Raw genomic sequence first — 19680 nt, 5'->3', positions numbered from 1 at the left:
GTATTATATACTTTTTGGGTGCTGAATGATTGTCAAAAGTAACTCAGACGAACTGATAGCTTGAAAACTTCCTGTTGAAGTATTTACTGCGCGATTATTATTTCGGCCGTGGAAGATCGCAGATGAATATTCAAACTCGCCTGATAACTGCAGTCGTCGTGGCACTCATCGTAGGTTTCGGTTTTATGGCCTATGATAAATATGCGGATGCAGAGTGGGTTGTTTCACCGCAGAAAATTGAACAGGCACGCAATAGCGGCCAAACGGCCGTAGAAACGCGCCCCGGTACTGTAGCCGTTCGTGCTATACGCAGCGAAGTCGCTGATCTGTTGCCTTATAAATGGGCTGCCTATGGTTTTGCAGCAGGGCTTTTGGTGCTGTTTTCTACCCGTCAGCGCAAAACGGCCTGATATCAGCTCAGGTGAAGATTCGCTGTGCGGGGCGTATCTATATATAGCTGTATTTCAATAAAACGGGCTCCTTAGAGGATAAGAAGCCCGTTATATTTTAGCCTTTTATAGCAGACAGTAAGTCATCATATGCCTTACATGCCTGAGAATCATCCGCGCCATTGTATTTTGTGGCAAGTTCCTGAACTTTTGCCGACAATTCCTGCACTTTGGTCGGGTCTTTCATGATCGACTCTTGTAAGGCAGCATTCAGTTCCTGCGCTTTCTTGGCAATTATTTCCGGTGTGCATGCTGGCTCCTTCGAGCAACCTGCTATCGCTGTTGCAACAACAATAAGAGCAATACCTAAAATGCTTTTCATCGGTGTATCTCTCTGATCTGTGAATGAGATTTATTAACTGCCTGATCCTGATAAAGAGCAGGTGTCTCTTTCAGTATGAATTTTGCTTGGGAATCGGCAGTAATACCGGTTCAGGCCAAAGATTATCTTGGAAGCTGATGCATTCTAAATCACTACTTGCGATATTCTGATGCAATATGTGTATTGTCTTTAAATGCGGGTGTGATTTTAAAATAACTGTTTAAGTGAGTGTGCGAATTATCATGGTGCCAAAGATAAAGCACAGCAGTCCTGTCAGAACATAGGTGACGGAGAAGGCGAAGAGCCAGCATTCGTTCAGGTTATAACGAAGCATATCCGCCTCTGTAACTGCTCTTGTTGCCAGATATTTCTTATATTGTGTTGATGCAAAAGCGATCAGCAATAAGAAACCGAATATCAAAAAATAGGCTACGATCTGTAAGAACGGAAAGAAATTCCGGTGTATGCCCGGAACGCTCATTGTAGTGCGAAACAGAGCTTTCTGATGGGATAAGGGCGCAAAGATCAGCAATAATGAAATGATTGCGAACAGATACAGAGCGATGCGAAGCAGATGAATGCTTGCCGGATTTTTTACATAAGGAACCGGCGGAACGGCTGTGCCCCAAGGTGGAATTTTTGAGTTTGGATTATTCTGCACATACCAAAAATACCGGTGCATGCCGCGTTGCATAAGCGGCATTGTCAGCAGAACTGTGATGCCGACGGTGACGTAATTCATCACATCTTCTAAGGTAATCGTCGAATCCGGATAATATTTATTGATGAAAATCAATGTGCCAATCACGGCAAACATAACCACTGCCGTCATGGGCATGGTAATGAACATGACTTTCAGAATTTCAATAACGGTTCTGCCTGGTGTTTTGGGTGCAAAAGATGACATTGAGAGCCGTTCATTGATTTTATAGCGCGGGACTTCTGTTCCCGTATTCTGAAGTGCTGAAATTAAAGCACAGACCGTTCGCTGTGAAGTGCAGGGCAGACAGATATCTGTGCGGGTGTACCTCACTTTCAGGAGGTAGCAGCAAAGATAAAAGCGGCCGTCTCTGCAGAGGCCGCTTTCAGGTCGTGCATACCGGCCAGTTCTGGCCGGCACTATGTTCCGCTGTTATTTGCAGCGTGCGGTATAAATCTGGCCGCGGCTGTTACGGTATTCACAATAACCGTTACGCAAATTGCGAACCAGAAGACCACCGAGAGCGCCTGCACCTGCGCCGATCAATGCGCCTCTGCCGCCGCCGGCAATGCCGCCGATGACTGCGCCTGCCGCTGTACCAACGCTGAGATCTTTTTCTGTCGTTGTGCAGCCGGAAAGTGCAACAATGGCGGCCACAGCAATTATAAACATACGCATGGTAAGACCCTTATTGTTTGAGACCCTGACCTGTAACTATCAAAAACTTCCGGTTTTGTGGTTTCTGTTCTGCCAGTACCGGTTTCGCATGCGCGGTGCCATAAACCAGGCGATAAATGGTGTAATCAGAAAACTGCAGCCAATAACCAGAGGAATAAGATATTTGGCGTTTTGCGCCAGATCAGGGATTGTGAGGACGATGATCATCCCAATTCCGAAAAGAACTGCGTTAATCATCAGGCTGAGTAAAACGGCAATCTGAAAACGAGTGGACATTTCATTGCCTCCCTTATGCTCTGTCATATCAACGTAACCACAAAGAAATGGTTCCGCTGACATGGTTCTCAGGGCAAGATCTGAGGAGCAATGTCAGGATAAATCAAGTATTTCAGGCAAGCGGAAATTTAGCAAGTGGTTGCTGTTATGCTCTCACATTCTTGAAGCATATTCTGCAGATGCGATATTTATGTTTCACCTGCAGAATACAGGGACTTACCGTTGTATACGGGTTGCAACATACCACCCGATAACCGGTGTGATGAGCAGAGCCGCACCGACAATCGCCAGCATTGGATAAATAGGTTTTTGTGCCAGAGAAGGCACTGTCAGAACGACAATGAATCCTGAGCCGACCAGAACAATAAATGCGATTGAGCCGATCATTGATGCCAGATGGAAATTAGTCGACATTTGTCCCTCCGAGAGTGGTTCTCAATATGAACCAGAAGCTCTGTGCCTTTGTCTCTGGCCGGTTTCGTGAAAAGCTGCAGGCAGATGTGAGCTGCATTCGCAGGCTGTTCTCTGCGCAAGCGGCAATTTTCGAAGCGGTCAGTTCTTTCAAAGATTACAGGGAGGTTTTATCGCGCAAGTGATGGTGGTGCATTGATTAGGATCAAGCAGAGCAGGTTCAGGCAGGTTCAGGAGCGGAGATTTTCAATGCGGGCGATCAATCCGGCGATTTCCTTCGGATCTTTTATTCCGCTTTCATAAATACGGATGACAGTGCGCGCTAACTGATCTTTATTCTCATCCGTTGTCGGGCAATAACCGAGAATCTCGCAGACCTCATTATAGGCGGTCTGAAGCGTCTTTATTTGTTCAGGTTTGTAAATTCCAAGATAATCAGTCTTTTGAAAAGGCATGATATCTCTCCTGTTTCTATAATTTGGTACTAAAATAAAAAGAAAATCAATGACTAAAAATTTCACTTTTTGATGAGCGGGGCAGGTTTTCATTATAGAAAAAAGAAAGCCCGGCATTGAGCCGGGCTTTTGGTTTTATGGCTTCGGATGTTCATCCTGACCATGTCTGCCATGGTGTCCGTCTTTGCCATGGCGCTTACCGGCTTTTAACTCGCTCCGGTCCAGTTTGCCGTCTTTGTTTTTATCCAGTTCGGCAAAGCGTTCCGCACGCTTTTTCTCAACGGCTTCAAGCGAGATTTTTCCGTCGCCATTCACATCAAGGCGGCGCTCCATGCGGTCTGCCGAGCGTTTCACCATCATTTTGAGAGCATGGGCTTCAATTTCTTCGCGGGAGAGGATGCCGTCCTTGTCGGTGTCGGCCGCTTTTAACTCATCCATGCGGGAGAATTTTGCGAGATCAATCGGCTCACGCTCAGGTTTTTTGGAGATTTGTTCAACAGTTTTTTCAGTATTCGTTTTCGATGCATCCTGTGCAAGAACAGGTGATGCGAGTACAGATGAAGCAACGAGTGCAAGAATTAAAGTTTTTGTATTCATGGTAATTATAACTCCGTCACAAATTAACTTGAGCCTTTAATTGGCATAGGAGTAATATCTAGCTGTAAATGTGTACTGAATATGAACAAGCCAATTACAAATTTGTAATGTTCTGCAGTATGAATTTCAGGCTGTCATATTTTCAATTCGGCCTGTAATTTGCCATGACCAGATAATGCCCGATAATAAATGAATGTTGGTACTGATGCGCATTTTGAATAAGACGTCTGAACTACTTTATCTCATTGCATTTCTTGGCAGTTTTTTAGCGATGCAGCTTTATGGAATGGCCAATGTGATGGCGGCAGAGCAGGGTGATCCGGTGACTTCAGTTTTTGATATGCGTGCAAACGGGATTGATTACCGGATTTTTGTTGCTGCGCCAAAAACTGCGGAAAATGACAAGCACATGCCGGTCATCTATATGATTGACGGCAATTCGACCTTTCCGATGGCCGTGGATGTGGTGAAAAAAAGGCCGCAATTGCGCGCACTGATTGTCGGTATCGGTTATCCGACACAATCACGCGAAGATATTGTGCGCTCCAGATATTATGATCTGACACCAGAAACACCTGCGGAACTGATCCCTTCACGCGGAAATGGTGCTGATCTGCCGCGCACCGGAGGCAATGCCGCATTCCTGAATTTCATTGAACAGCAAGTGAAACCGGAAATAGAGCGGCGCTTTGCCGTTGATAAAAACAATCAGACCCTGTTCGGCCACTCACTCGGGGGCTTATTCACGCTGCATGCGCTTTTCAGTGAAAGAGGAAGTTTTCAGACTTATAGCGCCGCTGATCCGTCTGTCTGGTGGAATAACCGCTCAATTCTGAAAGAGAAGGATCGTTTCATTGAGCAGGCAACAGAGACGGGTAAGCCGGTCAAAGTGCTGATTGAGACAGCAGGCAAGTCAGTGATGCGTGAGGGCGTTGACAAGGATCGTGCTGCGCAGCTGAAGGCATTGCGTGGCGGACCGAATGGCAGGGATATTTATCAGGAGCTGGTTGCGTTGCCTGGCGTTTCAGCAAGCTTCCATCAGTTTGCCGGTGAAAGTCACGGCTCAATGCTGCCTTATGCCGTTGAAGATATGCTGTGTTTTGTACTGGAAGATGTGAAGCCGGTTCAGCCGCCGGAGTAAACGGCGGCCGAGGGTCTCTGATAATTTAATGGGACGGATGCAGCGCATCATTCAGATACATGCAAGTGAGCATGGTGAAGACATAGGCCTGAATCACTGCCATCAGAAATTCGAGGGCGGTGATGCCGACTGTCATTGCCAGTGGCAGAATGGCGGTGATAACGCCCAATGTGCCAAGGCCTGTCAGGGAGACAACAAATCCTGCGAAAACTTTCAGCGTAATATGTCCTGCAAGCATAACGGCGAAGAGACGAACCGAATGGCTGACCGGTCTTGAGAGAAAAGACATAATCTCGATCGGCACAATAATCGGCGCCAGAATAAGCGGCACGCCTGACGGCATGAAAAGGCGGAAAAATTTGGTTCCGTTGCGCACAAAGCCATAGATTGTCACGGTCAGGAAGACAGTCATGGCAAGGCCGAATGTTACAATAATATGCGCTGTTACAGTGAAGGCATAAGGGAACATTCCGAGCAGATTGGCCGTGAGAATGAACATGAATAGGGAAAAGACCAGCGGAAAGAAACGTCTGCCTTCTTCACCGGTATTATCCCGCAGTGTCGTGGACACAAATTCATATAAAATTTCGGACGAGGATTGCCAGCGGTCAGGGATAAGGGTTCTGCCGCGCGCCGATAAAAACAAATAGGCACCGGCGCCGATTGTGGCAATCAGCATGAACAGAGCTGAATTGGTAAAAGCGATCTGAAAGCCGCCGACTTCACCAAATTCTGCCAGTGGTTTGATTTGAAATTGTTCAATTGGTCCGGCCATATGATGTACTCCCTGGCAGGCGGGGTCGTCCCCGTTGGGTTACACCGGCGCAGGTCGTCCTGCGCTATGTGCTGGCAGCAGAGTAGAGCGATTCGGACAGGGCACGCTATCAATTGTAGAAAATAATTGGTCGGTCAAAAAAAGAGCATTTTCAATGGTTGAGATTGAAAATGCTCCTGAGGACTGTGCTTTCAGTCACTATGCGAGATATCAGGCCTGCTGGCTGAGTGCCTGTTCTATCTCGTCTTTCAATGCAAGACGACGCTTGCGCAGAGCTGTTTCATTGTCCTGACTGGTCGGTTCAATCTTTGTCTCTGCGCGGTGAATCTGATCATTCACGTCGTCATATTCCTCAAGCACTTTGGCAAAGCGCGGATCAGCGGCTTTCAGGGCATGAATTTCATCCAGTTTGCCCGGAAATTCTTCGCCAAGTGTATGCGGTGTGTTGGACATGCTGTTTCCTTCCTTGAATTATTTTGTTGAAGGATTCTTCGCATGAGTCTGAGCGCTTTACATTGATCAGGATCAATCAGAACTTGACTGCCCAGCGTTCAATATCATTGCTCTGACCGATCAGTGCGAGACCGGTGGCAATGGAGTCGAACTGGTTGCTGCTGGAAACATCCGCATGTTCAAACTGCTGCGAGAACAGGGTTTTAATCGCCGGCACAAAGGATGTGCCGCCGGTGAGGAAGACGCGGTCAATATCTTTATCCTGCAAACCGGCATTCCGTACTGCGCTGTCAACGGAGGCGGAGATTGCCTGCATATCTTCGGCAATCCATTTTTCAAAATCCGAACGCTGAATTTGAGCTTCGATTTTAAAGTTCTCGGCTTTGAATTGCAGATCGGATGTCTGGGATGAGGACAGGCCTGCTTTGACATCGGATACGACACGGTAAAGCTCGAAGCCGTAATCGCCTTCAATCATTTCAATGAAGTGGTTGAGGGCTTGCGGATGCTCTGCCTGCGATGCGAGTTCATGAAGCTCCCGAAGTGTGGACGGGGAGTTCATCAGAAACAGGGTATTCCAGCGGGCAAAATTCGCAAAATAATGGTTCGGAACCTGCAGCACCTTGCCAAAAGATTTGTAATTGCTTTTCTTGCCGAGCTTCGGAGAGACCACATTATCAATGATACGGTAGTCAAATGTATCGCCGGCAATGCCCAGACCAACCTGACTGAGCGGTGTTGAAGTCAGGCCGGTTGCGCCGACCTCAAAATTTACGATCGAAAAGTCGCTCGTTCCGCCGCCAAAGTCGGCAACCAGCACCGTCGATGTATCTGTCAGCTTCTGCGCATAAAAATATGCCGCGGCAACCGGCTCATAAACATAATGAATATCGGTGAAGCCGAAGGCGCGCAGTGCTTTTTCATAGCGTGCCATTGCCAGCGCTTCATCAGGATTATGGCCTGCAAAAGTAACCGGACGACCGACAATGACTTTGTTGCCGCGGGAGGGCAGTCTGTCTCCGAGGCGTTCGGCCAGTGTTTCCAGAAAAGTTTGCAGCAGATCCTCGAATTTAAAGCGTTTACCGTAGACCGGTGTATCTGTGAAGGATTTGCTCGCGGCGAAGGATTTGAAGGATTGCAGAAAACGGCAATTATGCGGATCAGCAATGAAGCGATCCATCGCCCACGGTCCGCTCTCAACATTGCGATGGCCTTTATTACCATCCTGCCAGAAGCACAGCACGGAACGATAGGCTGAAACGATAGCGTCATCTTTCGGGAAGCTCATAACTTCGGCAATGCCATTACCATCTGCCACAGCAATAACAGTGTTGGTTGTGCCGAAATCGAGGCCGAGGGTTATCTTCTCCGAGGGTGAGTGATTTCCCGCAGTCATTGTTCAAATCCTTGCATCTGTGCCCGAGAGAGATATTGGGGAGGCATCTTTGAGAAAGCCGCCTTTATAGCTGTTTGGAACGCAGGGTCAATTGAACAGAGAGCAGGGTTTCACAGCATAATTCCTTAAACTTGAATCGGTTTAAGGTAAAACTATGCTGCAAATATAAAGTATTAGAGCGACCTTTGTGCGCCAAAAAGGGCGCACGGCGCTCTAAAGAGACTTATTCCACGCCTTGTGTGCTTAGCCAGTTTTGCATGCGGCGGATGGCCAGATCCGGCTTGTCGAGCACATTGGCCTGATCTGCCAGCCGGAAAATATCGGTGTAATGCAACAGGCCGCGTGCCGATTGCATACCTGCAGGCATGGTGAAGTGATCTTGATGGCCGTTCAGCCATGCCAGAAACACGACGCCTGCCTTGTAATATTGTGTCGGCGTTTCAAAAATTTTGCGTGATAAGGGTACAGTAGGCTCGATCACCGAGCGGAATGTTGCAGTGTCACCGGCGGCAAGCGCACTCAGCGCATAGGAGGCTGAAGGGGCAACAGCATCGAAAATGCCGAGCAGGGCATGACTGTAGCGATTGCCGTCTCCCTCAATGAGTTCTGCATAATTAAAGTCGTCGCCGGTGAAGCACAGTACATTCTCAGGTAGGCGATTGCGCAGTGCAATCTCGCTGGTACTGTCGAGCAATGAGATTTTAATGCCTTCAACACGGGAACGGTTATCATTGATGATCGTCAGAACACTGGTGAGTGCATCTTCAAAGGGGCTGTCTGCCTGCCCCGTCCAGTAGCCGCCAAGTTGCGGGTCAAACATTTCACCCAGCCAGTGCAGGACAATTTTGTTCTGTGCCTGAGAGAGAATACGATTATAGACAAGCGCATAATCATCGGGGCTGCGGGCGATATATGCCAGAGCGCGACTGGCCATCATAATGGCGCGGCCGCCGTGTTTCTCCACAAATTCCAATTGGGTTTCATAGGCCCTGATCACATCATCAAGAGATTTGGCCTCAACTGGAGCAAGTTGGTCAGTTCCGATCCCGCAGGCGAGATCTGCACCTTTGACTGTACGGGCGGTTTCCAGCGAGCGGCGGATGAGTTGCTGTGCGCCGTTCCAGTCCAGCCCCATACCGCGTTGCGATGTATCCATGGCTTCGGCGATTTTGAAACCGAGGCTCCAGAGATGGTGACGAAACGCCATGGTTGCGTCCCAGTCAATGGCAGGGCGGTTCCACGGATCGGTTTCACGCAGCGGATCGGAGACGATATGGGCGGCAGCATAAGCGATGCGATTGAACTGCGGCACTGATTGCGGACGAGGCACGACAGTGCCTGTCAGATGATAGTCAGTGATGGTGCCGTCTGCATTCGGAAGCCGCAACATTGCCATGGTGCTGTAATCTCCGGAAAAGCGATAAAATTTAGATCGTTCCAATTTGAAAGAGTAATTCAATTTTTTACATATGCAACAGGCAATTTACATCGATTTTCCGGATTAATCTTCACTTGACAAATTTGGAACGATCTAATTTTATGAAGGGAGACAGGGAGAATGCCGTGAATAAAAAGCGTGTCACCGTTGTTGAAATTGCACAGGCTGCGGGCGTGTCCAAGTCGACCGTATCGCTTGTTCTGCAAAATTCCCCGCTGGTGAATGACGCCACAAGAGCTAAAGTGACCGCTGTTATCCGCGAGCTTGGTTATGTCTATAATCGCGGCGCGGCCAATCTGCGCCAGTCCGGCTCCAATTCAAAAATTATCGGCCTTGTCGTCAATGATCTGACCAACAGCTTCTTCGCAGAACTTGCGGTCGGGGTTGATATGGTGGTGCAGTCGGCAGGCTATGTGCAGTTTCTTTCGCATACGGGAGAAAGTCCGGATCGTCAGCGCGAAGTCATTACTTCTATGCGTGAGCACGGTATTTCCGGACTGATTGTGTCGCCTGCGCGCGGCACGCAAGCCATTGATCTGAAGCCGCTGATCGCCAGCGGAATTCCGGTTGTTGCGACTGTGCGCAATGTGGCTGGTGCCAAGGTTTCTTCTCTGATGTCGGATAATCACGGCGGGGCGATGGCTGCGGTTGAACATCTGGTGGCGCTGGGGCATCGCCGGATCGCTTTTCTCGGCGGTTTTGCTGATACGGGCGTGTTTACTGAGCGCTATCAGGGCTATGCGGATGCTCTGCAACGGGCAGGCATTGTGCTTGAGGAGGCGCTGATTATCGGTTCAGCACCGTCCCGCGCTGGTGGTGTGGATGCCATACTGCGCGCAATGCAGCTTGCGGACAGACCGACAGCCGCGCTTTGTTTCAATGATGCGGTTGCATTCGGTGTGTGTGACGGGTTGCGGGCGCAGCGCTTGGAACCGGGTGCTGATTTTGCCGTTATCGGTTTTGACGATGTGATTGAGGCCAAATCTGCGGTTCCGGCACTTACCACGGTCTCCGTCGATCCGCAGGGCATGGGGCAAAAGGCGGCACAGTTGCTGCTCAAGCAAATCAATGCAGGGCAACCGGAAGCCGAGGCGATTGTCAGTTCTGTGCGCCTTGTTGTGCGGGAAAGCTGCGGTGCGACAAGGCAAGGGGAACAGCGGAGGATTACGGGATGACAGTGCGGTGGGGTCTTATCGGCGCAAGTACAATCGCCTCAGAATGGGTGATTGATGCAATCCGTGCAACGGGTGGTGAGGTTGTGAGCCTGATGAGCAGCAGTGCTGAGCGCGGTGAAACCTACGCGAAAGAGAACAGAATTCCCCGATCTGTCACCACGCTTGATGCGCTGGTCAATGATGCGGAAACCGATGCTGTCTATATCTCGACCACAAATGAGCTGCATCGCGATCAGGCTATAGCCGCGATAAAAGCAGGCAAACATGTGCTGTGTGAAAAACCGCTGGCACTTTCCCTTGAAGATGCCCGTGCCATGGTTGAGGCGGCCAGAGCGGCGGGGGTGGTTTTTGCCACCAATCATCATTTGCGCAATGCTGCCAGTCATCGTGCCATGCGCGATGCCATTTCTGCGGGCAGGATCGGCAAACCGCTCTCCGCGCGGGTTTTTCATGCTGTTTATCTGCCACCGCATTTGCAGGGCTGGCGGCTTGATAAACCGCAGGCCGGTGGCGGTGTTATCCTCGATATAACCGTGCATGATGCGGATACGCTGCGCTTTGTGCTGAATGATGATCCGGTTGAGGCGGTGGCTTTCGGTCAGTCCGGCGGGATGGGAAAGCAAGGGCTGGAAGATGCGGTAATGGGTGTCTTGCGCTTTAAATCCGGTGTGCTGGCTCAGTTTCATGATGGTTTTACCACGCAATATGCCGAAACAGGCTTTGAAGTGCATGGAACAGAAGGCTCACTGATTGCCCGTAATGTGATGACGCAGAAGCCGGTTGGTTCTGTCATTTTGCGCAATGCGGAAGGTGAGCAGGTTTTGCCGCTGGAGCAGCGCAATCTCTATGAAACCGCGCTGGAGGCATTTCACAATGCGGTCAAGGGTAAAGACGCAGTTTCTGCCAGCGGAGAGGATGGTGTCTGGTCTCTGGCAACCGCGCTTGCCGTGGCGCAATCCGTGAAAAGCGGCAGTGCCGTGCAAATCAGAACCGGTTTGGGAGAGTGATAATATGAGCAAGCATATTACTCCCGCACAGGCCGCGGCTCTGATCCCCGATCATGCTGTGGTTACCGTTTCCTCATCAAGCGGGCTTGGTTGCCCTGATCTGATGCTCAGAGCTATCGGTGAGCGGTTTGAGGCAACAGGCCATCCGCGCAATCTCACGACGCTGCATCCGATTGCGGCTGGGGATATGAGCGGTATCAAAGGTATTGATCATATTGCTAAAAAAGGTCTGCTGGCGAAAATTATCGGCGGGTCTTATCCGTCCGGTCCGTCATCGGCAGAACCGCCGCTGATCTGGCAGATGATCGGTGCGAATGAAATTCCCGCCTATAATGTGCCTTCCGGTATTCTGTTTGATATGCACCGTGAGGCTGCTGCCAAACGACCTGGCGTGATAACTAAAATCGGACTGGACACTTTTGTCGATCCTGACCGGCAGGGCTGCGCCATGAACGAGGCAGCACAGCGGGAGCCGCTCGTGCGCAAGATTGAATTTGCGGATGAAGAATGGCTCTATTTTCCCAATATCATACCGCAGGTCGCCATTATTCGGGCAACAACGGCTGATGAACACGGTAATCTCACTTATGAGCATGAGGGAGCCACTCTCGGCGGGCTGGATCAGGCTTTGGCCGCCCGTAACAACGGCGGCATTGTTATCGCGCAGGTGAAGCGCATTACCAAGCAGGGCTCGCTGAAACCGCATGATGTGCGTGTTCCGGGTATGTTGGTCGATTATATTATCATTGATCCGGAGCAGAAACAGACAACGCAGACAGTTTATGATCCGGCGATTTCCGGTGAGATTTTCAGACCACTGGAGAGCTTCCGCGTTCCGGAATTCAATGTGCAGAAGGTCATTGCACGCCGTGTTGCACAGGAGCTTGAATCGGGAAGCTGCGTTAATCTCGGTTTTGGTATTTCAGCCAATGTGCCGCGTATTCTGATGGAAGAGGGGCTGCATGGCTCAGTCACATGGGTGATCGAGCAGGGCGCTGTCGGCGGTGTACCGCTGCTGGATTTTGCATTCGGCTGTGCCTCCAATGCTGATGCCTATATGCCTTCGCCCTATCAGTTTACTTATTTTCAGGGCGGCGGTTTTGATGCCTCGCTGCTGTCTTTTCTTGAGATCGGGCGTGACGGCTCCGTCAATGTATCGCGGTTGTCTTTCCGCCCGCATGTGACAGCGGGCGCCGGTGGCTTTGTGGATATTACTGCGCGGGCAAAGAAGATTGTCTTTTCCGGCATGTTTAATGCGGGCGCAAAGCTCGGCATTGAGGGCGGCGGACTGGTCATTGAAAAAGAAGGCAAGCTGAAGAAGCTGGTCAATGAAACGGAGCATGTCACATTTTCCGGCAGCCGCGCCGTCGCACAAGGACAGGATATTACCTATGTGACTGAGCGCTGCGTGATGAAGCTGACGCCACAGGGCATCATGCTCACGGAAATTGCACCGGGTGTGGATTTGCAGGCGCATATTCTGGAGCAGTCGGAATTTCCGCTCATCATTTCGCCGGAACTGAAACTGATGGATGCTGCTTTATTCAGGGAAGAACCACTTGGCCTGACTTTGCCGGAAAAACCGCAACTTATCTTGCAAGAGCAGATCGAGGGGGGAGATCATGACTGAGCCGCGTATCATAACTTCCCGTGACGGTGCCATTGCCACGATCACTGTCACACGACCGGATAAGCTCAATGCATTTGATATTGAAATGCTGAAGGAATTATCAGCAGCCTGTGATGCGGTTGAGGCGGACAGTGCAGTGCGGACTGTTATTCTCACCGGCGTGGGCAAGGCCTTTTCCGCAGGTGGTGATATCAAAGCATGGGGCGCGATGCAGGCCAATGAATTCGGCCATCAATGGGTGCGTTTCGGACATCGGGTTTTTGAGCGGTTGGCAACATTGCGGATGCCGCTGATCGCCGCGATAAATGGTCATGCCCTTGGCGGCGGGCTGGAACTTGCCGGAGCGGCGGATATCCGCATTGCCGAAAAGCATGTTACAATCGGCCTGCCTGAAACATCACTCGGTATGGTTCCCGGCTGGTCCGGCACGCAGCGTTTGGTACAGCGTTTTGGTGCACAGATTATCCGGCGTATGGTGCTGGGCGGCGAGATGTTCGGTGCTGAAGAAGCCTGCAAATTGGGGCTGGTGGATCAGGTTGTTGAAAGCGGCTCAGCTTTGGAGGCTGCCAAGACCTATGCAGCGCGTATTGTGACGCGCGGACCTGCGGCGCTTGAAATATCCAAGCTGATGATCGGTGTTGCCAATAATGAGGATAATGGCGCAGCAGTTGAAGCACTCGGTTCCATGCTGGCCGCCAAAACCAGTGATCTCAAAGAAGGGGTTGCGGCTTTCAGCGGCAAACGTCCGGCAAATTTTAAAGGAGAATGGTAATGGCCGTTCTGATTGCGCCCAAGCTTTCGGCAGATATCGCTGTTCGTGATTTTAAAATGCTGATTGCTGGCGAATGGGTGGCCGCAGCCTCCGGCAGAATGCTGGAACGCATTGCGCCGGGGCACGGAGTGCCGGTGAGCCGTTATCCTGAAGGCAGTCATATTGATGCAGAGCACGCGATTGCTGCTGCAAAACAGAGCTTTGATACAGGAATATGGCACAGCAAAACCGGTGCCGAACGCTCCAATATCCTGCTGAAAATCGCGGATATGATTGAGAAGCGCGCAGAAGAACTGAGCTTCTGGGATGCCGTCGAGGCCGGAAAGCCGATCAGTCAGGTGCGGGGCGAGATTGCCGGTGCTGTTGATATCTGGCGCTATGCGGCGGCACTTGCCCGTGATTTGCATGGTGAGAGTTATAATACACTCGGTGACGGCACGCTGGGCGTTGTGTTGCGCGAGGCAATCGGCGTTGTGTCGATGATTACGCCGTGGAATTTCCCGTTTCTGATTATCAGCCAGAAGCTGCCTTTTGCTCTTGCTGCAGGATGTTCCTGTGTTGTCAAACCTTCGGAAATGACATCAGCTTCCACGCTGATCCTCGGTGAAATTCTGACCGAGGCGGGTGTTCCTGCCGGTGTTGTGAATATTATCACCGGTACGGGTGCTGGTGCGGGTGCACTGCTGAGCACACATGCTGATGTGGATATGGTGTCTTTCACAGGTTCAACCGGTGTCGGTCGTCTGATTATGGCGAATGCAGCGCAGACTCTGAAAAAAGTGTCGCTGGAGCTTGGCGGTAAGAACCCGCAAATCGTCTTTCCGGATGCTGATCTGGATGCATTTATTGATGCTGCGGTGTTTGGCGCCTATTTCAATGCCGGTGAGTGCTGCAATGCGGGTTCACGCCTGATTCTGCATAAAGACATCGCGGATGATGTGATCTCCCGTATTATTGATCTTACCAAAAAGGTGAGGCTGGGTGATCCGCTTGATCCGCAAACACAGGTTGGTGCAATTATCAGTCAGCAGCATCTGGAGAAAATCAAAACCTATATATCCGGTGCCAAAGCGGATGGTGCTGCACTGAGTGTCGGCGGCGGAACCGTGGATTTTGACCGCGGCCAATATATGGAGCTGACTTTGCTATCGGGTGTTACGCCGGATATGGCCGTGGCGCGTGAGGAAGTGTTTGGCCCGGTCTTGTCTGTGCTGACATTTGAAACTGCGGAAGAGGCAATTCATATTGCAAATTCCATAGATTACGGCCTGTCTGCCAGTGTCTGGAGCCGTGATTTCGATACATGCCTGACTGTGGGGCGCAAGGTGCGTTCCGGTACAATCTGGATGAATACTTTCATGGATGGCGCATCGGAATTGCCGTTTGGCGGTTATAAACAATCCGGACAGGGCAGAGAGCTTGGCCGCCATGCTGTTGAAGATTACACGGAAACAAAAACTCTGAATATGCATATCGGCTCACGAAAAACGCTTTGGGTGCGTGACGGGAGCGTGGCTGAAGAATAATATTTTAATCGATTTGAATTTTGCAGAACACTGCTTGACGAACGGAGAATTGTAACGTCCTATTTCGCCTGACGGTTGGTCGTAAAAGAATAGCCCGATCAATCTTGCGAGCCGAAAATTTATGCTGTTCGGGAGGACAGCAGGTAATGACCAAGCGGGAGGATTCCGCTGCTGACAACTTGCAAACGGGAGGAATACGATGCGCAAGTTTATGACAACAACAGCAATGGCTTTAGGTTTTATGGCAGGTGCAGCGCAGGCTGCGGAGAATGTAGAGGTGCTGCACTGGTGGACAGCCGGCGGCGAAGCGGCAGCTCTGGATGTATTGAAGAAAGATCTCGAAGGTAAAGGGATCGGCTGGACGGATATGCCGGTTGCCGGTGGCGGCGGTACAGAAGCAATGACCGTTCTGCGTGCCCGCGTTACCGCAGGAAATCCGCCGACTGCCGTGCAGATGCTCGGTTTTGATATTCGTGACTGGGCAAAAGAAGGCGCGCTCGGTAATCTGGATGAAGTAGCGGGTAAAGAAGGCTGGGAAAAGGTTATTCCGGCACCGTTGCAGGAATTTGCCAAATATGACGGTCACTGGATTGCCGCTCCGGTGAATGTGCACACCACCAACTGGATGTGGATCAATAAAGCAGCACTCGACAAGGCAGGCGGTAAAGAACCGGCCAATTGGGATGAGCTGATTGCACTGCTGGACAAGTTCAAAGAGCAGGGCATTACCCCTGTGGCTCATGGTGGCCAGCCATGGCAGGACGGCACGATTTTTGATGCCGTGGTGCTGTCATTCGGCACGGATTTCTACAAAAAAGCCTTTATTGATCTCGATCCGGAAGCACTGGGCAGTGATACGATGAAACAGGCTTTCGATCGTATGACCAAGCTGCGCTCTTATGTTGATGACAATTTCTCCGGTCGTGACTGGAATCTGGCATCAGCGATGGTGATTGAGGGGAAAGCCGGTCTGCAATTTATGGGCGACTGGGCAAAGGGCGAATTTGTCAAAGCCGGTAAGAAACCGGGTGAGGATTTCGTCTGTATGCGTTATCCGGGGACACAGGGCGCTGTAACATTCAACTCCGATATGTTTGCGATGTTTAAGGTTGCGGACGACAAAGTTCCGGCACAGCTGCAAATGGCTTCCGCGATTGAAAGCCCGACATTCCAGTCCGCTTTCAATGTCGTTAAAGGTTCGGCACCGGCACGTACCGATGTACCGGATACCGCCTTTGATGCCTGCGGTAAAAAAGCAATCGCCGATGTGAAGGAAGCCAGTGAGAAGGGCACGATGCTTGGCTCCATGGCGCATGGCTATGCCAATCCTGCTGCTGTTAAAAATGCGATTTACGACGTTGTTACACGCGAATTTAACGGTGAACTGACTTCGGAAGAAGCCGTGAAAGAGCTCGTGGCAGCTGTTGCCGCGGCTCAGTAAACTGATTGCAAAACCGGAGGCTGCCTTTGCGCAGCCTCTGTGATCCGGCACCGATTGTGACCGGTCATTTATTGACAGCATTTGAATTTGTATTTTTTTAAAGCGCCTGTCCGGTTGTCTGGCCGGATATGTGCCAAGTGTGGTGATTGACCATGAATAGCCGCAGCTGGTTACAGGAGCTGTTGCCAAAACTTGTCTTGGCTCCGAGCTTTTTTATTATCCTGATTTTTGTGTATGGCTTCATTGCCTATACGGGGCTTCTGTCGCTGACAGACAGTAAGATGTTGCCATCCTATAATTTCGTAGGATTGGAGAATTATTCCAAGCTCTGGGCGCTGCCGCACTGGTGGCGGGCAATTTCCAATCTGGCGATTTTTGCGTCGCTTTATATCATTATCTGCTCGGTAATCGGGTTGTTTCTGGCGATTATGCTGGATCAGAAGATACGCGGCGAAGGTTTTCTGCGCCCGATCTATCTTTATCCGATGGCGCTGTCTTTCATTGTAACCGGCACGGCATGGAAGTGGTTTCTCGATCCGGGTATCGGGCTTGAACATACGATGCAGGTCTGGGGCTGGGAGAGCTTTCACTTCAACTGGATCAAAGATCGTAATTACGCGATTTATTGTGTGGTGATTGCAGCTGTCTGGCAGTCTTCCGGTTTTATTATGGCGATGTTTCTGGCCGGTTTGCGCGGCGTGGATAATGAAATCATCAAGGCCGCGCAGATAGACGGCGCATCGACATTTACGACCTATCGCCGGATTATTATTCCGATGATGCGGCCGGTCTTCCTGTCGGCTTTTGTGGTGCTCGCGCATCTGGCGATCAAGGCCTATGACCTTGTTGTTGCTTTGACCGGCGGCGGCCCCGGACAGGCAACCGAAGTGCCGGCAACCTTTATGTATTCCTATACATTTACCCGCAATCAGATGGGGATCGGTGCTTCTTCGGCGATTATCATGCTGGCGATGATTTTCTCGATCATCATCCCTTATCTTTATGCAGAAATTCGCGGAGGGAAGCGCTGATGAGTGGTTCTGACAATCCGCAAAATGCAATCTCGCATAAAAGGCTGACACGGGCACTGATCTATACGCTGTTGCTGATCTTCGCCGTTTATTATCTGCTGCCGCTTTATGTGATGGTGGTCAATTCTTTCAAGCCGCTGGAGGAAATCCGGCAGGGCGGTATGCTCAATCTGCCGCAAAGCTGGACGATCGAGCCGTGGCTGTCTGCATGGTCTACAGCGCAGATCGGTGTGCAGCCAACCGGCGTGAAGCCGTTCTTCATCAACTCCATTCTGATGGTGGTGCCTGCTGTTGCGATATCTACCATAGTCGGTGCGCTCAATGGCTATGTGCTGACCAAATGGAGTTTTCGCGGTTCGAATGTTTTCTTCGGATTGCTGCTGCTGTCCTGCTTCATTCCGTTCCAGATTGTGCTGATCCCGATGGCACGTATTCTCGGAATGCTGGGGCTCTCCGGTTCAATCTGGGGGCTTATCATGGTGCATGTCATCTATGGTCTTGGCTTCACAACTCTGTATTTCCGGAATTATTACGAGGCATTTCCGACGGAGCTGGTGCGTGCCGCCCAGATCGACGGGGCAAGTTTCATGCAGATTTTCCGGCGTATTCTGTTGCCGTCTTCGGGGCCGATTATCGTGGTTTCGGTGATCTGGCAGTTCACGAATATCTGGAATGACTTTCTGTTCGGTGCGTCTTTTTCCGGTGCGTCATCCACGCCGATGACGGTGGCGCTGAATAATCTCGTCTCATCCTCAACGGGGGTGAAGGAATATAATGTTCATTTTGCAGCGGCGATCCTCGCCGCGCTGCCAACGCTGATCGTTTACATCGTTTCCGGCCGCTATTTTGTACGCGGTCTGATGTCCGGTGCTGTGAAGGGATAAAGCATGTCATTTCTTAAAATCACAAACCTTCGCAAATCTTACGGCGCGGTAGAAATTCTCAAAGATATCAGTCTTGAGGTTGAGGAAGGCGGTTTTCTGGTGCTTGTCGGGCCGTCCGGCTGCGGCAAATCCACATTGCTGAACACGATTGCCGGATTGGAGCCGATCAGCGCAGGTGATATTGCTATTAATGGTCAAGCGGTCGCTGATCTGCCGCCGTCCAAGCGCGATATTGCCATGGTATTTCAGTCCTATGCGCTTTATCCGAATATGACGGTTGCCGGAAATATCGCATTCGGCATGGAAGTGCGCGGCGTTCCGAAAGACGAACGTGAAAAAGCCATCCGCGACGTATCGGAAATGCTGCAGATCGGGCATTTACTGGATCGCAAACCCAGCCAGCTCTCCGGCGGTCAGCGCCAGCGTGTGGCAATGGGGCGGGCGCTGGTGCGCAATCCGCAGGTCTTTCTGTTCGATGAACCATTATCCAATCTTGATGCCAAGCTGCGTGTGGATATGCGCACGGAGATCAAACGTCTGCATCAGCGCATGAAAACCACAATCGTTTATGTGACCCATGATCAGATTGAAGCGATGACACTGGCAACAAAAATTGCCGTGCTCAAAGACGGAATTCTGCAGCAATTCGGCACTCCGGCAGAAATTTATAACAGTCCGGTCAATATGTTCGTAGCGGACTTTATGGGCTCGCCAGCTATGAATTTGCTGACTGCAACCGTAGAAAACAGTGCGCAGGGGCTGCAGATTTCACTTGAGCGGCCAGATAGCGATCCGCTGAAACTGCCGGTGCCTGCGAGACAGAAGGAACTGGACGCCTATGCCGGTAAACAAGTGGTCTTCGGTATCCGTCCTGAGGCGCTGACTGATCCTGATGGTACAGACCGCAATGCGGGCACAATCGCGGAAGGTGATTGCCATATCGAAGTTGTAGAACCGGCAGGTTCGGACACTTTTGCCGTGACCAAGCTCGGTGGTAAGGAAGTGGTAGCGCGATTGCGGGCAGAAGCGCATATCCATGCGGGGCAGACTGCGCGGCTGGCCTTTAATCTGGATAAAGCTGTGTTCTTTGATCCGCAAACGCAACAGCGTATTGCGTGAGATA

Annotated in this window: 22 protein-coding genes; 11 read left to right on the top strand and 11 right to left on the bottom strand. The window is 50.8% G+C overall.

The features are described from left to right. Positions 1-122 precede the first annotated feature (122 nt). Positions 123-410, top strand: coding sequence for a hypothetical protein (locus tag KHQ09_RS10535; protein ID WP_213598161.1), 288 nt, complete (start codon positions 123-125; stop codon positions 408-410). Between the two features lie 97 nt (positions 411-507). On the opposite strand, the gene KHQ09_RS10530 is transcribed toward KHQ09_RS10535, so the two are convergent. The 7 genes from KHQ09_RS10530 to KHQ09_RS10500 all read right to left on the bottom strand — a co-directional run bounded on the left by KHQ09_RS10530 (position 508) and on the right by KHQ09_RS10500 (position 3888). Next, positions 508-771: a hypothetical protein gene (locus KHQ09_RS10530; protein ID WP_213598160.1), complete on the bottom strand. Its 264-nt coding sequence runs from the start codon at positions 769-771 to the stop codon at positions 508-510. 220 nt (positions 772-991) lie between these two features. Continuing rightward, the gene (locus KHQ09_RS10525; RefSeq protein ID WP_213598158.1) at positions 992-1678 is read right to left on the bottom strand and encodes a hypothetical protein; all 687 of its coding nucleotides are present in this window, start codon (positions 1676-1678) and stop codon (positions 992-994) included. Positions 1679-1903: 225 nt separating this feature from the next. Beyond that, on the bottom strand, positions 1904-2149 hold the full coding sequence (locus KHQ09_RS10520; protein WP_022709409.1) for a hypothetical protein: 246 nt from the start codon (positions 2147-2149) through the stop codon (positions 1904-1906). 39 nt (positions 2150-2188) lie between these two features. Continuing rightward, positions 2189-2488, bottom strand: a complete 300-nt coding sequence (locus KHQ09_RS10515; RefSeq protein ID WP_238481617.1) for a hypothetical protein — start codon at positions 2486-2488, stop codon at positions 2189-2191. Between the two features lie 153 nt (positions 2489-2641). Next, the gene (locus tag KHQ09_RS10510) at positions 2642-2839 is read right to left on the bottom strand and encodes a hypothetical protein (protein WP_213598156.1); all 198 of its coding nucleotides are present in this window, start codon (positions 2837-2839) and stop codon (positions 2642-2644) included. A gap of 227 nt (positions 2840-3066) precedes the next feature. Beyond that, positions 3067-3408, bottom strand: coding sequence for a hypothetical protein (locus tag KHQ09_RS10505; RefSeq protein ID WP_238481616.1), 342 nt, complete (start codon positions 3406-3408; stop codon positions 3067-3069). Between the two features lie 18 nt (positions 3409-3426). Continuing rightward, positions 3427-3888 carry an EF-hand domain-containing protein gene (locus tag KHQ09_RS10500; protein WP_213598154.1) on the bottom strand — a complete coding sequence of 154 codons (462 nt, stop codon included), beginning with the start codon at positions 3886-3888 and terminating at the stop codon, positions 3427-3429. Between the two features lie 214 nt (positions 3889-4102). Between KHQ09_RS10500 and KHQ09_RS10495 the strand changes: the two genes are divergently transcribed. Next, positions 4103-5029, top strand: a complete 927-nt coding sequence (locus KHQ09_RS10495) for an alpha/beta hydrolase (RefSeq protein WP_238481615.1) — start codon at positions 4103-4105, stop codon at positions 5027-5029. A gap of 25 nt (positions 5030-5054) precedes the next feature. On the opposite strand, the gene KHQ09_RS10490 is transcribed toward KHQ09_RS10495, so the two are convergent. From KHQ09_RS10490 to KHQ09_RS10475, 4 genes are all read right to left on the bottom strand, one after another. Then, complete coding sequence (locus tag KHQ09_RS10490) at positions 5055-5804, bottom strand: F0F1 ATP synthase subunit A (RefSeq protein ID WP_022709414.1); 750 nt, start codon at positions 5802-5804, stop codon at positions 5055-5057. Positions 5805-6014: 210 nt separating this feature from the next. Beyond that, positions 6015-6257 carry an HP1242/YdcH family protein gene (locus tag KHQ09_RS10485; RefSeq protein WP_028233253.1) on the bottom strand — a complete coding sequence of 81 codons (243 nt, stop codon included), beginning with the start codon at positions 6255-6257 and terminating at the stop codon, positions 6015-6017. 76 nt (positions 6258-6333) lie between these two features. Beyond that, positions 6334-7653 (bottom strand): Hsp70 family protein, encoded by a 1320-nt coding sequence (locus KHQ09_RS10480; protein WP_213598151.1) that lies wholly within the window; start codon positions 7651-7653, stop codon positions 6334-6336. A gap of 223 nt (positions 7654-7876) precedes the next feature. Then, positions 7877-9049 (bottom strand): dihydrodipicolinate synthase family protein, encoded by a 1173-nt coding sequence (locus KHQ09_RS10475; RefSeq protein WP_213598149.1) that lies wholly within the window; start codon positions 9047-9049, stop codon positions 7877-7879. A gap of 167 nt (positions 9050-9216) precedes the next feature. Between KHQ09_RS10475 and KHQ09_RS10470 the strand changes: the two genes are divergently transcribed. The 9 genes from KHQ09_RS10470 (at position 9217) to KHQ09_RS10430 (ending at position 19676) form a co-directional block, all read left to right on the top strand. Beyond that, on the top strand, positions 9217-10266 hold the full coding sequence (locus tag KHQ09_RS10470; RefSeq protein ID WP_213598147.1) for a LacI family DNA-binding transcriptional regulator: 1050 nt from the start codon (positions 9217-9219) through the stop codon (positions 10264-10266). After that, positions 10263-11273: a Gfo/Idh/MocA family protein gene (locus KHQ09_RS10465; RefSeq protein ID WP_213598145.1), complete on the top strand. Its 1011-nt coding sequence runs from the start codon at positions 10263-10265 to the stop codon at positions 11271-11273. The genes KHQ09_RS10470 and KHQ09_RS10465 overlap by 4 nt, the downstream gene beginning before the upstream one ends. Before the next feature lie 4 nt (positions 11274-11277). Further along, entirely contained in the window at positions 11278-12903 is a 1626-nt protein-coding gene (locus KHQ09_RS10460; RefSeq protein ID WP_213598143.1) for an acyl CoA:acetate/3-ketoacid CoA transferase, read from the top strand. After that, positions 12896-13675, top strand: coding sequence for an enoyl-CoA hydratase/isomerase family protein (locus KHQ09_RS10455; protein WP_213598141.1), 780 nt, complete (start codon positions 12896-12898; stop codon positions 13673-13675). Before KHQ09_RS10460 ends, KHQ09_RS10455 begins: the two co-directional genes overlap by 8 nt. Next, positions 13675-15201 carry an aldehyde dehydrogenase family protein gene (locus tag KHQ09_RS10450; RefSeq protein ID WP_213630832.1) on the top strand — a complete coding sequence of 509 codons (1527 nt, stop codon included), beginning with the start codon at positions 13675-13677 and terminating at the stop codon, positions 15199-15201. Before KHQ09_RS10455 ends, KHQ09_RS10450 begins: the two co-directional genes overlap by 1 nt. 199 nt (positions 15202-15400) lie before the next feature. Then, a complete protein-coding gene (locus KHQ09_RS10445) occupies positions 15401-16642 on the top strand; it encodes an ABC transporter substrate-binding protein (RefSeq protein WP_213598139.1) in 1242 nt (413 codons plus the stop codon). 152 nt (positions 16643-16794) lie between these two features. Continuing rightward, positions 16795-17673: a carbohydrate ABC transporter permease gene (locus tag KHQ09_RS10440; RefSeq protein WP_022709423.1), complete on the top strand. Its 879-nt coding sequence runs from the start codon at positions 16795-16797 to the stop codon at positions 17671-17673. Beyond that, entirely contained in the window at positions 17673-18557 is an 885-nt protein-coding gene (locus KHQ09_RS10435; RefSeq protein WP_213598137.1) for a carbohydrate ABC transporter permease, read from the top strand. Before KHQ09_RS10440 ends, KHQ09_RS10435 begins: the two co-directional genes overlap by 1 nt. A 3-nt stretch (positions 18558-18560) precedes the next feature. Continuing rightward, a complete protein-coding gene (locus KHQ09_RS10430; RefSeq protein ID WP_213598135.1) occupies positions 18561-19676 on the top strand; it encodes an ABC transporter ATP-binding protein in 1116 nt (371 codons plus the stop codon). The last annotated feature ends 4 nt before the right edge of the window (positions 19677-19680 follow it).

The organism is Pseudochrobactrum algeriensis (assembly GCF_018436245.1).
Classification (GTDB): Bacteria; Pseudomonadota; Alphaproteobacteria; order Rhizobiales; family Rhizobiaceae; genus Pseudochrobactrum; species Pseudochrobactrum saccharolyticum.
Note: the sequence above shows the minus strand (reverse complement) of the source record. Positions and strands in the feature narration are given on the sequence as shown.